Raw genomic sequence first — 14020 nt, 5'->3', positions numbered from 1 at the left:
CCCTGACGGGGTGGCATCGGTCCACGCGGGGGCGGCTGGCGCCGCGGAGGTGGCCCTGGCGGCTGGCGCCGCGGAGGGCGCTGAGGATATTCGGAGTCGCCGGTCACCAGTTCACGGTACCGGTCACGGCAGCCAGGAGACGTGATCGCGCAGGAGGGCGTAACCGATGAACGCCACCATGTCGATGAGCGCGTGGGCGATGATCAGCGGCCACAGCTTGCCGGTGCGCTGCCAGTATCGACCGAACACGAGCCCCATGATCACGTTTCCCACACCGCCGCCGAACCCTTGGTAGAGGTGATAACTACCGCGCAGGAGCGAGGACGCGAGCAGAGATTTGTTCTCGCTCCAGCCGAGTGTTCGGAGGCGAGTGATCAGGTAGGCGACGACCAGTACCTCTTCGGCGCCCGAGTTCGCGATTGCGGACAGTACGAGGATCGGAACCCGCCACCAGTGGTCGTCGAGCGCGCTGGCTTGGACGGTGAGGTTGATGCTCAGTGCCTGAGCGACGAGGTAGAACAAGAGTCCGGGGAGGCCGATCACAGCGGCGAGGCCGAATCCCGGAGCTATGTCGCGACCGAATCGAGGTTTGGGAGTCAGGCCCGCAGCACGTGGACCGATCCCCGAACGCCACAGTAGATAGAGTCCCAGCGCTGCCCACGCGAGAAGCTTTGCAACGCCCAGTAATTGGCGCGCCAGGTCGATCCAGTCGATGGCAGCGCGCGACGGGTTGAGTGCAACCGTCTGATCCGAGAGCGCAACCGGCGTCGCCAAGGATTCGGCGAGCGAAAGGATCCCGGACAATCCGCTGAGCCCGAAGGTGACCAGCAGAACGATAGTGATCTCGATCCGGATTCCGCGTCTGGCGGCGGGATCTAGTTCCGGGTCCGTTCGAACGGGAGACGGCGGCCGTAACCAGGTGCGGACGGTTTCGCGGGCATTCACCCGCGCAACGCTAGCCGTTTGCAGCGCCACCCGATCGGAGGCCGTTGAGGAAAGGGCACCCGACAAGCATTCGGATGGCACGGCTCAGCGCGGGAGCGTCGTCGACGGGGTTGGCGAACGGCATCCACACGTCGCGGTCGCCGGTGTGATCCTCGACCCGCAGGCGCAGTCCGTAGCGGTCGATGCCGAGTGGGCGAACGCGTCCGGTGCGCATGTACGGGGGAAGCTTGCGCACGAGCAGGTCCACGAGATCGCGGTGGTCTTCGTCGAGATGCTGCAGCCACGCCGTCTCCATTTCCCAGAAGGGATCGGGGCTGGCGTTCAGCAACTCGTCCACGGCGACGGGTTCTGCCCCCGTCGAGTCGGCGACAACGGCCGAGGCCAGGCTCAGGCGAAGGAGGACCGAGGTGTGGCCGATGTCGAGGAGCCCCGGGTGGGGATGTTCGGATGCGACGTCGTCGGCGAGAACGCGTGCCTCGTAGTCAGGCACGGCGTGCAACGAGCCGCGAAGCCACACGAGGGAGCGCACGGGCTCACGCAGCCGCAGTGGTGCGTGATCGGTGATCTCGAGGACGGCAGGCAGTCCGCCGCCGCCGGAGTTCCAGGCCAGGGCCGCAGCTGCGGAGGCATGTGGGACTGCAACGACGACGTCACCGTTCGAACGCAGGTGATGCACCGACGTGACGGTGGGATCGCTGCCTTCGATGGCGAGAACTGCGTCCTGTGCGCGCACACAAGCGCTGCGGACGCGTTCGGCGGTGGACGGGCCGGTGCTGGTCTTCGTTGCCATGCTGCCCCCTTGGCGGGTGTTCTCTCGAACTCCATCGGATGATGAGGTAACCCTAACCTAAGGCGCTTCGGTGTGAATCGCAAGACTTTTGCGCAACTCGCGTGGAATCCGCCGCCTGCGCCGGGGTTACGGTTTGTCTGTGGCCATTCCTCTTTCACTCGGGCTGCCCGCCCCGAGAAACTCGCGCGGACTCCTCGAAGCACTCTTTCTCCCGGTCGTTCCGGCTTCGGCCCTGATCGGTGGCGAAGCAGCAGGCCGGGTTGTCGTCCGCCTCGATATCGATCCGGAAGAACTGCGCGCGGACACGGAAGCGTCGTACGAGGCCGTCCGTTTCGACGTCGACGTCACCACCGACCAGATCGACGACGCGATCGCGCTACGTCTGCCCGCTCCGCTCGCGGTGTACGTCGACGGCGGCGAAGAGGATCTGACACCCGCCGAAGCGGCGCTGCGCCTGTGCGAAGGTGGACGGATCCCCGGACTCGCCGCCGGTCTCGCGCCCACCGAAGTGGCTGATTTCCTGGCGGTACTCGCGCACGAGTCCGTCGGTTTCGTAGCCCGCGCAGCCGACGGCGACGAGGTGATCGCCCTACTGTGTGGCACCGTCGCTGCACTGCGCGGCGACGACGTGCGCGCCGCGATAGTCGATCCGAAGCCCGAAAAACTCGCCGCGCTGATCCCGGAAGCCGCGTCCGCGATGCGCGAGGTGCTGCTCACGATCGAGGTTGCAGATCTGCCTGCGGTGGAAACGGCTCTGCGTGCCGCGGGTTTGCAGTGACCGGCGTGGGTCGATGCGTAATCTTTTAGGCGTGCCAAGAATCGCGTATTTCGGTCCGTCGGGAACCTTCACGGAGATAGCTCTCGCCCAGTTGGAGGCTGAGGGCGCGTTCGGCGAAACCGTCGAGCGAGTACCGGCCGGCAGTCCGCCGGCGACTCTCGACATGGTTCGCGACGGTTCCGTGGACGGGGCCGTAGTTCCCTTCGAGAACTCGGTGGAAGGCGGCGTAGCGCCGACGCTCGATTCACTCGCTCTCGGTTCGCCCCTGCAGATCGTTGCCGAAACCGATCTGGACGTGAGTTTCTCCATCCTGGTTCGGGCCGGGACGACCGCCGACCAGGTCCGCACGATCGGGGCCTATCCGCATGCGGGCGCACAGGTCCGCGGATGGATCGCCGAGAACCTGCCCCAGGCCGAGGTGGTGTTGGCCTCGTCCAACGCCGGTGCGGCGCTGGACGTGCAGGCTGGAACGGTCGACGCCGGTGTGTCCACGGCTTTGGCCGGTCAGATGCTCGGACTCGACAGCCTGGCGGACAACGTCGCCGATGTGGGCGGCGCCCGTACACGCTTCGTGCTGGTCACCAAGCCGGCTCCGGTTCCCGAACGGACCGGTGCCGATCGCACCGCGCTGGTGCTTCACCTCGACAACGCTCCAGGCTCCCTGGTGCGCGCACTCTCCGAATTCGCCGCTCGCGGTATCGATCTGACTCGGATCGAATCGCGTCCGATGCGAACGGAATTGGGTACGTACCGGTTCTTCGTGGACTGTGTCGGACACGTCGAGGACTCGCTGGTGGCCGAGGCGATGCGTGCACTGCATCGCAAATCCGGAGTCCGCTTCCTGGGGTCGTGGGCGACAGCGAATTCGACCGGGCCACAACCTCCTTCGGACGAAGAAGCGATTCGGTGGATCGACGAACTCAAGCATGGAGGGGGAGAACGATGACCGGAAGGCTCATCCTCGTTCGGCACGGTCAGACGGAGGCGAATGTCGCCAAACGTCTCGACACCGCTCTGCCCGGAGCAAAGCTCACGCCGGAAGGGTTGGCGCAGGCCGAGACGTTGGGCATCGGCCTGGCTTCGGCTCCTCCTCTGGCGCTCGTATCGTCCTTGGCTTTGCGTGCCCGGCAGACAGCAGGTTTTGTGGAGCAGGCCGCCGGTGTATCCCTGGATGTGCGGGACGGACTGCACGAGGTCCAGGCCGGTGACCTCGAGGATCGCACCGACGAGGCCGCGCACCGACTGTTCATGGAGACGTTCCATCACTGGCACACCGGCAACCTCGGCGCTCGCATTCCCGGCGGTGAAACGGGATACGACGTCCTGGAACGGTACGTCCCCGTCGTCAATGCGCTGCGCGAAGAATTTCTGGAAGGCTCACGAGACGGCGGCGACATCGTCGTGGTGAGTCATGGTGCTGCGATTCGTCTTGTCGCCGCCCAGCTTGCCGGTGTCCCCGGACTGTTCGCAGCCAACAACCACTTGGCCAACACCGAGACCGTCGAACTGTTGCCCTCAGCTGATGGCGGCTGGGAATGCCTACGCTGGGGAGCCGTCAACCCGCCGTTCGAGCACCGACTCATCCCCGGCGCCGACGACGTGATGGGCTGACAGCCGGTTTCACCACCAACCGGTCTGGACGCTCAGTTGGCGCCCCAGTTCAGCCGACAGTGTGCTCACGTAGCTGGCTGTCAGGTGGTGGGAATCGTGATACACCAACACATTTCCCTCTACGACGCGGCACAACTCCGGTCCGCACACACCGTCGCTGAGATCGAGTAGGCGGACGTTGGTCAGATCGGCAATTGCCGACGGCGCCGGATTGACGTCGCTGAGCATTTCGGACCGTGGCATCGCGCAGTGATCGGGTGACGTGGTTGTCGCCAGACAGTCGATCGCGCGGTAGGCGACGCCGTCGTGGTGCAGCCAGGGGGTATCGCGAATGGCGAGGACGTCGATACCGTCGCGCCCCAGTTCCTCCCATACGTGAACGTACGATTCGGGCGTCACGTCACCAGGGCCGTCGGAACTCGGCCTGGTTGCCGTCGTGAACACGAAATCGGGTGAGGCGTCGGCCAACTCGGTCAGCACTCCACGCGACCAGTCGACACAATCCGGATAGTCGTTGTCCGACAACGTCTGCATGGAGTCGACGGTGAGCGGGCAGCCCATCTTCAGATACGTGTCGACGCGGAACCCGTGACTCTTGCCGAGTTCGTCGAGCGCAGTGAGCCAGTGCTCGGAGTGCGAACCACCCGCGAGCGCGATGGTTCTGTCTGCATCGGCGTCGCCATAGGTGCAGTGGACGACGTCCCGCTCGAGAAAATCGGCGATACAGCCGTCGAGCGTGCTGGCCGGAAGGTCCAGTGGCGCATCGAAGATCGAGGGAACCATCGACGCCTTGGGTACTTCGGCACCGTCGGTGAGCGCGAGTGCGCCGGGATGGGTCGGGAGGTCGAGGGTGTCGACCGCCCGCTGGCCCGTCGTCTGGCTGCTCGCGTACGACTGCCAGGCGACCGAAGCGGCGAGGACCGCGGCAGCGGTGACGACGCATGCCAGGACGGTATACCGGCGCGAGCGGCCTCCGCGCTCCACCGGAACCTCGACCAGGCGCCGGAGTGCAAGCGCCCCCGCGACGGAGAGGGCGATGATCAGTGCCCCGCCGAGCAGGCCGGCTTCGGGGCGTCCGGAGATCACGAGTGCAAACACCAGAATCGGCCAGTGAATCAGGTACAGCGCGAATGCGAACGAGCCGAGCCACGTCAGTGCCGGATGGGCGAGCGTCTTCGACGTCCAAGGTGTGTCGTCGCCGACTCCGGACAGTATCAACGCAAGAGTGGCCAGCACCGGTACCAGCGCCCACGGGCCGGGGAACTGCTGGGCGCCGTCGAGCACTATGCCGCACAACAGGATCGACGAAAGCCCCGCCCAGCCGATCGTCGCTCTGACCGAGAACGGCAGGGATGCGATCTGCCGACTGCGCGTGCTGGTCATCAGAACGGCCAGCAGACCACCGAGGGCCAATTCCCACAACCTGGCGCCGGAGTCGTAGTACGCCCAGGCTTGGTGACGCGAAGATTTGGCGAGTGCGTAGAGAAAAGATCCTGCGGTCAGAACCAGAAGGGTGACCGCGAGTGACGGGCGGAAATAGTTGGGATTCACGCGTGAAGCCACATAAGCGATCACGGAGACGAGTGCGATGGCCAGGAGATAGAACTGACCTTGCACGGCCATCGACCACAGGTGCTGCAGGGGAGTGACCGAGCCGTCAGCGGCCAGGTAGTCGCTTGCGGTGCTGGCGAGCTGCCAGTTCTGGAAGAACCCGAGCACCGCGATCAGTTGATCACCCAGATCGGCCCAGCGTGTGCGTGGCAGCAGCAACGCGGTCCCCAGTGCGGTCAAAATGCTGACCACCGCGATCAGGGGGAACAGCCGCAGAAACACCCGCCGCAGTGCCGGGACCGGGTTGAGTGAACCCCCGGCTTCGGCGCGTCGAACCAGTGAGCCGACGAAGAAGTATCCGGACAGAACCAGGAAGACGTCCACCCCGCCCGATACCCGTCCGAACCACACGTGGAATACGACCACCAAACCGATGGCGAGGCCACGCAGTCCGTTCAGGTCTTGTCGGTGCGGTGTTGTTGCCCGTTCTTCGTTCGGCCGGTCGATCGTGGCGACCGAGCCTTGTTCGCCCGGTGACGACGGTTGACGCGAGAACTGCATGCTGAAGTAAGGCTCCGGGCGTTGAAGGGACGCCCCGAGGTTACCCGGAAGTCTCCGGCGTCGATTCCTCGAGTTCGGTTACCAGCGCGTTCACGGCTTGTCGCAGGCGATGCGGTGTTCCGGAACTGATGGACGTCCACTCGGTGCCGTCGGCAGCCCGAGTAGTCGAACCCACGAGCCGGCCGGCCAAGGTGTCGTACACAGTCACTGCGCCGGTCATGAGCGTCGTCGCTCCCAAACTGTGTGGTATTCCAACCAATTCGGCGAAGGCAGTGCATGTGACGATTGCGCTACCCAGTTGGCGCGCGTCGTCTTCGGGTATCCCGGCGTTGATCAAGGCCGCGGTCACGCTGTCTGCATCCGGGCCGGCGCCGAATGCCAGGCTGAGCATCTCGGTCGGTGCGTTGATCACGGCAATCGGCATTGCTTCGGCGCTGCCGAGCGCGGTGACAACGGGTGCAGCTGGTTCGGCGGTGACGCTGCACAATGTGAACGAAGAATCGGTTGAAGTTGCTTCGACACAAAGGAACTCGCCCTGTGCGACGCAGAGGCGTGAAATCCTTCCACCGACATGCCGACGCAGCGCCAACTCCCATTTGGGGTGGGTCAGGACGCGCAGGCGGGCACTGAGTTCGTGATGGATCTCCCCGCCGGGGAGGAGATCGCGCTCGGAGAGCGAATCTGCCGCGGACTGCATCGCCGTATGGTGAGCGCTCGCACTGGCGTGAACCGTCGCGCCACCGAGAACCACGGGAAGCGCATCGAGCCCGAGTCGCTCACGTACATAGTCGATTTCGTCCTGTGACAGGGCGACGACAGGCAAATTCCACCCATCAGGTGAGGTGCCGAGGTCCACCATCAACGCTCTGCAGTTTCGAGTGCGCCACCGATCACGGACGGGATGACTGTTCGGCCGTCGGCGAAGTGCTCGAAGTGCTTCAGGTAATCGGGTGTGTCGTGCTCGGTCTCGTCTTCAGATTGGGCCGCATGACGGCCGCCGGCGATCGGCGCAGATCCGCCTGCGGTTCGGGACGGATCCACTTTGACGGTATCCACGGTGCCCTGAACCGGCGAGGTCACGGGGTTCTGGCGCGCGGCGCTCTGGCCGGTGGAGGGATCCGGAAGAGCGTGCCGGCCGGTGCTGCTGCTCGACGACGAGCCCGCGAATGCTCCGGCTCCGGTGGTCGCGGAAGCTGCGCTGACCTGTGCCGTTGCCCGACTTGCCGACGGGGTGCCGAACAGTGATGGTGTGGAAGCGCCGAGTCTCGCGCCACCGAGCCCTGCGCCGCCCAGTCCGGTGAGTCCTGCTCCGGCCGTCGCGAGAGTTGATCCGGCAGTGGTGGCGCCCGTGACGGCGGTGGTCGCGGCACTGACGGCGGCCGACGCTCCACCGGAGATGGCACCGGCCTGTGAGGCAGAGGCGGCAAATACCGGGTTGGAAACTACGGATGCGACAGCAGCGGTTGCGGCGCGCACGGGATCCGCGATTACGTCAGCGAGCGTTGATGCCGCTTGCGCGACGGACTGTCGTGCGGCGTTGCCTGGGCTTTCGGCCGAAGCGGATGCCCCAGCTGTGGGTTCCGCTATGGACGGTGGTGAATCGAAGTTCTGCTGCACGGCCAGATGCGTCGTTGCGGCGTCGTACGTTTCCATCGTCACCGCCGCTCGAATTTTGAGAGCTTCTTCGGCAGCCTCGGCGGCAGCGGCACCGCCGACCAGGGCCCCACCGATGGAGTACGCGGCGACCTTGGCCGCTTGAACCGCCGCGATCTCCGCCAGGGACGGCATGGCCAGGGTGGCAACGGTGTAGGAACCGGACTGCACTTGGGCTTTACCAGCGGTTTCTCCCGCGAGCAGCGCGGCCGAGGCAGCCCATTCCTGGAACGGTGCGAACTTGCTCAACGCGGCATCCGCGGCTTCGCCTGACCACCCGGTGCGAAGGTCCGCCATCACGCGAGAGAGGGACGCAGCGGTGTCGGTCAGTCCGGACGACACGGTGGACCAGGCCCCGGCCGCCACACCGAGAGGGACCGGCCCGGCCCCGGCGACCAGTGCTGCGGAGTTGGGTGCTGCGCCCCGTGGATACCAGATGACGCCGGTGATGCCGACCATTGTTCTTCCCCCCAGGAAGTGTGACTGTGTTGCCGAGTTGCCGAGTTGCCGTGTTACCGAGTTCGATTTCTGTCGATCAGATCGGTGCGGCTGCCAGGCTGGACTTGGTGAGCTGGTCTTCGAGCTCGTAGGCAGCTGCATTCTTGCGCAGAGCTGCCGCAGCCGCGGTGAGCTCCTCGATTGCCCGATCGGTGGACGAGGCAAGGCTGCCCGAGATGGTGTTGAAGTAATTTGCCGCGCTACCGGACACTTCTTCGGATCCGGCTGGGAGAACGCGTAGCGTCGGCTGCGCAGTAGAGACGATTCCGCGCAATCGCGTCGCCGCAGACTCGAGTTCCATTGCGGCGGCAACTAGGGCTTGAGGGTCGACGTACATAGTGCCGACCTCCTTCCTGACCAGGGCGGATAAGAGGTCGGGAGGTCGTGCACACAGCCGTCGAAATCCCCCCGCACATAGTTTGATGCATGCCGGCCGCTTTTGGTTCCCCCGGAATCGGACGACTTTGCCCTCAGCCCCAGCCGAGTTCGTGCAATCTGTCTTCTTCGATACCGAAGTAGTGCGCGATCTCGTGGATGACGGTCACGGCAACCTCGTGAACAACCTCGTCCTCGGATGCACAGATGTCGAGTATCGAATCGCGGAAAATAGTGACCGTGTCCGGCAGGTACCCACCGTAATGAGAATCCCGCTCGGTCAGAGCGACACCCTGATACAAACCGAGCAGCCCCGGTTCTTCCTCGTCACGCGCTTCGACAAGCACCACGACGTTGTCGATGGCCTTGGCAAGTTCGGGCGGAATCAGATCGAGCGCCTCGCCGACCAGTTCCTCGAACCGGTCGGGCGTCATAGTCACCGTCATGGCTTACGACGGCGGAGCTGCGCCGGGCAACGGCGTCGGCAACGACCGACCTTCCGGTGCAGCGGGTGGCGGGACCGGAGCGGCGCCGTTGATCAGGATTTCGCCCTTGGCGCTTCCGGTGATCGCGGCAAACCCGCCGGTTTCGACCTCTTTGCCGATCGAACAATTGACTCGGCGGCTACCGGCCAACCAGCTTTCCAGTGAAATGTTGTCCCAGAACAGCGTCAGTGTCTTGTCGCGAAGCGCGTCTGCGGAACCAAGGTACTCGTTGGACGCCTGAGTGCAGACGCCCTCGAGGTAACGGTCCTGATCTTCGACAGACGGCATTGCGCCCGGGAATTGAGTGCCGAGGTCGATCACCGAAATAACCTCGTATGCATGCGGTTTCGCGCAATCGACCGGATCGGTCGGGAGGTTCTGGTTGATGCCGATGCACGTGCCGACGTCCCACACGTTCGACTGGTCCTGGTCCGCCACGCGGCCCACGAACGGTTGTAGTTCGCCGGTCGTGGTCGAGAACTGCAAGCCGCAACGCAGTGCGCGCTCGCCCGAAGCCCAACCCGATTCGCTCGGGAACATCAGGCCGACGCTGAACTTGCCCTTGGGATCGAACTTCGAATCGAGGTAGGACATGACGATGGGTGTGCAGTGCTCGTCGCGGAGTTCGGCGAATCGAAGGGCGCCCGGGTACCGGGAACCGGGGCCGAACTCGGCGCCGGGGAACACCGACAGGTCGAGTGGTCCGGCAACCTCGAAGCGGTGTTCAGTTCCGCACTGAACCTTTGACATGTCCGTGCGGTCCCCGCCCGACTCGGTCGCAGGCGTCCAGTTGAGGCAGTCGCCGGCCGCAGCCGCGGTGAAGGCGTCGTCGCGAGTAGATCCCGTCGCTGCTGGACCGCCACCACTGACACTGACCGAGGACGAGTCGTCCTTGTTCAATCCACCGGAAATCGCGATCGTTGCGATCGCGGCGACCACCGCACCTACCGCCACAGCAGCCAGGACCCGACGGGTGCGACTCGCTGAGACAGTTTTCTTCGCCGGCGTCCCCTGGGGATCTGCCGGATCTGGCGACTTCTCGATCTTGTCTTCGGACATCGATTCCATCATGCCTGTTGCCGTGGCGATATCGAACCTTCACTACAAAACTCACAAACGCGTCTGTGAGTATTTTGTAATCATGAGCGAAAACACCCCACTCGATCCCGAGGCTGTCGAGCTGGCGGGCCGGCTCTTCGACATGGCACGAACCGGCGACGCGGCCGGGCTGGCGTCGTATGTCGATGCTGGAGTTCCCGTCAATCTGACCAACGAGAGTGGCGACACGCTCGTCATGTTGGCGGCGTATCACGGTCACGCTGACGCCGTCGTTGCCTTGATCGAGCGCGGCGCCGACGTCAACCGGCCCAACGACAAGAACCAGACACCCCTCGCCGGAGCCGTCTTCAAGGGCGAGGATGCGGTGGTGAAAGCGCTGGTGAGCGGGGGAGCCGACCCGAAAGGTGGACACCCGACTGCCGTCGACGCGGCTCGGATGTTCGGACGCGAGGACTACCTGAGTCTGCTCGAATCGTGATCTCTCCCTCTCCGACATGGACGTGACCGTCGGCGAGCTGCGGTGAGTGGGTAAAGTTCGAAGTCGTGATTGACCTCAAGTTTCTCCGTGAGAACCCCGAAATCGTCCGCGAGTCGCAGCGCACCCGTGGAGAAGATCCAGGACTGGTCGACGCTCTGCTCGAAGCCGACGCGTCCCGACGCGCTGCCGTTCTGACCGGAGACAACCTCCGCGCAGAGCAGAAGGCCTTCGGCAAGAAGGTCGGACAGGCATCTCCGGAGGAGCGTCCCGCGCTGCTCGAGGGTTCCAAGGAACTGGCGGCCAAGGTCAAGGAAGCCGAGGCCGCGCAACATGAGGCGCAGGCCGCGCTCGACGCCGCACACCGCGCGATTTCCAACGTCGTACAAGAAGGTGCGCCGGCCGGCGGCGAGGACGATTACATCGTGCTCGAACACGTCGGTGAGATTCCGAAGTTCGACTTCGAGCCGAAGGATCACCTCGAGCTGGGTGAGTCGCTCGGCCTGATCGACATGGAACGCGGCGCCAAGGTTTCGGGTTCGCGCTTCTACTTCATGACCGGCTACGGAGCCATGCTCCAGCTCGGACTGCTGCAGTTGGCTGCGCAGAAGGCGATCGCCAACGGATTCACGATGATGATTCCGCCGGTGCTCGTACGCCCGGAAATCATGGCGGGTACCGGCTTCCTCGGTGCTCACTCGGACGAGATCTACCACTTGCAGGATGACGACCTGTACCTTGTCGGAACTTCCGAGGTACCCATGGCCGGCTACCACTCGGGCGAGATCCTCGAACTGAACGAAGGCCCGAAGCGTTACGCCGGTTGGTCCTCGTGCTTCCGCCGTGAGGCCGGCAGCTACGGGAAGGACACCCGCGGCATCATCCGTGTCCATCAGTTCGACAAGGTAGAGATGTTCACGTACTGCCGTCCCGAGGATGCCGACGCCGAACACCAGCGTCTCCTCGGCTGGGAGCGAGACATGTTGGCGGCCATCGACGTTCCTTACCGCGTGATCGACGTCGCCGGCGGAGATCTCGGTTCTTCGGCTGCGCGTAAATTCGACTGCGAGGCATGGGTTCCGACGCAGGGCACCTACCGCGAGCTGACATCGACGTCCAACTGCACGACTTTCCAGGCCCGCCGCCTCGGAGTTCGGTACCGCGACGAGAACGGCAAGCCGCAGACGGCTGCCACTCTCAACGGCACCCTGGCAACGACGCGCTGGATCGTGTCGATTCTCGAGAACCATCAGCAGGCCGACGGCTCGGTGCGAGTGCCCGAGGCATTGGTGCCGTTCGTCGGCACGGATGTGCTTCGCTGACACACTGAACAAACACAATCAGGGCCGCGACGGACTCCGTCGCGGCCCTGATTCGTACTTTCGTACTGGTAGGTTTGGAACTTTTTCTGAACTGGCGGAATATCATATTTTTCCCGCCGATTGACGAGTTGACCACCAAAAGCGTTGTCGATAGACCGCTTTGGCGTTAGTTTTGCGTTCAATCGGGCTTCCATACCCTGCTTTTCCATCCCCCGTCAGGTGATGTGAGGGTGAGTCCGGGGTGAATTGGACAAGTGTCTTGCCAAAAGTAGTACACGTACTAGTTTTTTCGTTATGTTGTGACGGCGCGCACACGTTTTGTCCGAATCCACTGCTTATGTTTGCCCTTCCGAAGGAAGTGCCCATGCCCCAAATCTCTCAGTTGCGGCGATTCGCCGTGCCCATAACCGGAACCGCCATGGTTGCGGGGATGCTGCTGATCGGGTCCCCAGCCTCAGCAGTTCAAAGCCAATTCAACTTCTCCACCTCATGCCAGGCGAAAGCACTCATCACTGTCGACAAAGTGACTACGAGTTTTGTCACCGTGGATGCCCCCACATCAGTTGCTCCGGGTGAAACCTTCACCATCCGAATGCAATCCAATGGCCAGTCCTTTCCGAACTCGGATTCGGGCGCCACAACAACCAATTTGTCGCGCTTGAAGAACGATTTCGATGTCCCGGCAAATGCCACCTTCATCAGTGCGGCGATCGTGCCCGGAACCTCGTTCAACTTGGAGAACGTCGCCCCCAGTGTCATCCGCATCAACGAGGCTGGAAGCCCTGACGCGGCGGGTCCATATCTCCGAATCTCGGGTAACAACGAGGTGATCGGAAACAGTCCCAGTACCAGCACGAACAGCGAGGGTGGGATCCGCGCACCCAAGACGAAAAAGAACCTCGACGGGAGCACCAACACCAACGGTGACAGTTGGTTCAGGATGCCTGCAATCGATATTACGATGATCGCCGGCGCATCCGGCGTGATTCAGCCGAAGGTCAGAACTGCCGGTGACGCTGCTACATACGGCAACGACAAAAATTTCAATACACAGCTTGCAAAAGCGAGTCTCCTCGGCACGCAATGGGCCCCGACCAGATGCACGCCTCGAGATGCGAAGGGTAGCGCTCTCAACGCTGGTGCAGGTCCGCTCGCGACAATCAGCATTGCTTCGGCTCCGGTCGATGTCGAGACCACGACGTCGCTCTCGGTTCCCGCTACGGCAATTACGGGTGCGGCTGTTGATCTGACGGCGACCGTGGCTCCGAACAATGCTGTCGGTACGGTGCAGTTCAAGTCGAACGGCACGGCCATTGGTTCGCCGGTGACAATCACGTCGGGTGTTGCGACGCTCTCGCACATCTTCGATGCTGCTGGTGCTCAGAGCATTACCGCGGACTTCACCGCCGGTGCAGGGTTTGTCAGCTCCTCGGCATCTGCTCAGACGGTGACGGTCTCGGATCCGGCTCCGGTGGATGTCGAGACGACGACGTCGCTCTCGGTTCCGGCGACGGCAATCACGGGCAGCGCGGTTGATCTGACCGCGACCGTGGCTCCGAACAATGCTGTCGGTACGGTGCAGTTCAAGTCGAACGGCACGGCGATCGGTTCACCGGTGACGGTTTCCGGTGGAACCGCGACGCTGTCGCATTCCTTCGATGCTGCTGGTGCACAAAGTGTTACCGCTGACTTCACTGCCGGTGCTGGCTTTGTCAGTTCGTCGGCGTCGGCTCAGACGGTGACGGTTTCTGATCCGGCTCCGGTCGATGTGGAGACGACGACGTCGTTGTCGGTTCCGGCTACGGCGATCACGGGCAGCGCGGTTGATCTGACGGCGACCGTGGCTCCGAACAACGCTGTCGGTACGGTGCAGTTCAAGTCGAACGGCACTGCCATCGGCACTCCGGTGACAGTCTC

14 protein-coding genes are annotated in these 14020 nt (G+C 63.7%); 6 read left to right on the top strand and 8 right to left on the bottom strand.

Annotated features, from left to right (window positions below):
- Positions 1 to 123: 123 nt before the first annotated feature.
- Entirely contained in the window at positions 124 to 945 is an 822-nt protein-coding gene (locus AC2ETI_RS31240; protein WP_020905746.1) for a CPBP family intramembrane glutamic endopeptidase, read from the bottom strand.
- 10 nt (positions 946 to 955) lie between these two features.
- The gene (locus AC2ETI_RS31235; protein WP_019746383.1) at positions 956 to 1735 is read right to left on the bottom strand and encodes a DUF2470 domain-containing protein; all 780 of its coding nucleotides are present in this window, start codon (positions 1733 to 1735) and stop codon (positions 956 to 958) included.
- A gap of 139 nt (positions 1736 to 1874) precedes the next feature.
- Here AC2ETI_RS31235 and AC2ETI_RS31230 point away from each other — a divergent pair, with 139 nt between their 5' ends.
- From AC2ETI_RS31230 to AC2ETI_RS31220, 3 genes are read left to right on the top strand one after another with little or no spacing between them, the layout of a single operon-like run.
- On the top strand, positions 1875 to 2513 hold the full coding sequence (locus tag AC2ETI_RS31230) for a hypothetical protein (RefSeq protein WP_172932445.1): 639 nt from the start codon (positions 1875 to 1877) through the stop codon (positions 2511 to 2513).
- Positions 2514 to 2526: 13 nt separating this feature from the next.
- Positions 2527 to 3459: a prephenate dehydratase gene (gene pheA, locus AC2ETI_RS31225; protein WP_020905747.1), complete on the top strand. Its 933-nt coding sequence runs from the start codon at positions 2527 to 2529 to the stop codon at positions 3457 to 3459.
- The gene (locus AC2ETI_RS31220) at positions 3456 to 4124 is read left to right on the top strand and encodes a histidine phosphatase family protein (RefSeq protein ID WP_019746386.1); all 669 of its coding nucleotides are present in this window, start codon (positions 3456 to 3458) and stop codon (positions 4122 to 4124) included. The genes pheA and AC2ETI_RS31220 overlap by 4 nt, the downstream gene beginning before the upstream one ends.
- Positions 4125 to 4133: 9 nt before the next feature.
- Here the strand turns inward: AC2ETI_RS31220 and AC2ETI_RS31215 are convergent, their stop codons facing one another.
- From AC2ETI_RS31215 to AC2ETI_RS31190, 6 genes are all read right to left on the bottom strand, one after another.
- On the bottom strand, positions 4134 to 6236 hold the full coding sequence (locus tag AC2ETI_RS31215) for an acyltransferase family protein (protein WP_047889373.1): 2103 nt from the start codon (positions 6234 to 6236) through the stop codon (positions 4134 to 4136).
- 40 nt (positions 6237 to 6276) lie between these two features.
- On the bottom strand, positions 6277 to 7095 hold the full coding sequence (locus tag AC2ETI_RS31210) for an ESX secretion-associated protein EspG (RefSeq protein ID WP_133728281.1): 819 nt from the start codon (positions 7093 to 7095) through the stop codon (positions 6277 to 6279).
- A complete protein-coding gene (locus AC2ETI_RS31205) occupies positions 7095 to 8348 on the bottom strand; it encodes a PPE domain-containing protein (RefSeq protein ID WP_483634914.1) in 1254 nt (417 codons plus the stop codon). The genes AC2ETI_RS31210 and AC2ETI_RS31205 overlap by 1 nt, the downstream gene beginning before the upstream one ends.
- A 76-nt stretch (positions 8349 to 8424) precedes the next feature.
- Positions 8425 to 8724 carry a PE family protein gene (locus tag AC2ETI_RS31200; protein WP_029254193.1) on the bottom strand — a complete coding sequence of 100 codons (300 nt, stop codon included), beginning with the start codon at positions 8722 to 8724 and terminating at the stop codon, positions 8425 to 8427.
- A 133-nt stretch (positions 8725 to 8857) separates the two neighbouring features.
- On the bottom strand, positions 8858 to 9208 hold the full coding sequence (locus AC2ETI_RS31195) for a metallopeptidase family protein (RefSeq protein WP_007736028.1): 351 nt from the start codon (positions 9206 to 9208) through the stop codon (positions 8858 to 8860).
- A gap of 3 nt (positions 9209 to 9211) precedes the next feature.
- Complete coding sequence (locus AC2ETI_RS31190; protein WP_019746391.1) at positions 9212 to 10318, bottom strand: septum formation family protein; 1107 nt, start codon at positions 10316 to 10318, stop codon at positions 9212 to 9214.
- 70 nt (positions 10319 to 10388) lie between these two features.
- Here AC2ETI_RS31190 and AC2ETI_RS31185 point away from each other — a divergent pair, with 70 nt between their 5' ends.
- From AC2ETI_RS31185 to AC2ETI_RS31175, 3 genes are all read left to right on the top strand, one after another.
- Complete coding sequence (locus AC2ETI_RS31185) at positions 10389 to 10784, top strand: ankyrin repeat domain-containing protein (RefSeq protein ID WP_003945404.1); 396 nt, start codon at positions 10389 to 10391, stop codon at positions 10782 to 10784.
- Positions 10785 to 10849: 65 nt separating this feature from the next.
- Positions 10850 to 12103, top strand: a complete 1254-nt coding sequence (gene serS, locus AC2ETI_RS31180) for a serine--tRNA ligase (protein ID WP_007736032.1) — start codon at positions 10850 to 10852, stop codon at positions 12101 to 12103.
- A 364-nt stretch (positions 12104 to 12467) separates the two neighbouring features.
- On the top strand, positions 12468 to 14020 hold a 1553-nt coding region (locus AC2ETI_RS31175; protein ID WP_483634913.1), incomplete at its 3' end, for an Ig-like domain-containing protein.

Source organism: Rhodococcus sp. MurmanLake-1 (genome assembly GCF_056945715.1).
This window is presented reverse-complemented; position numbering and strand designations above follow the sequence as displayed.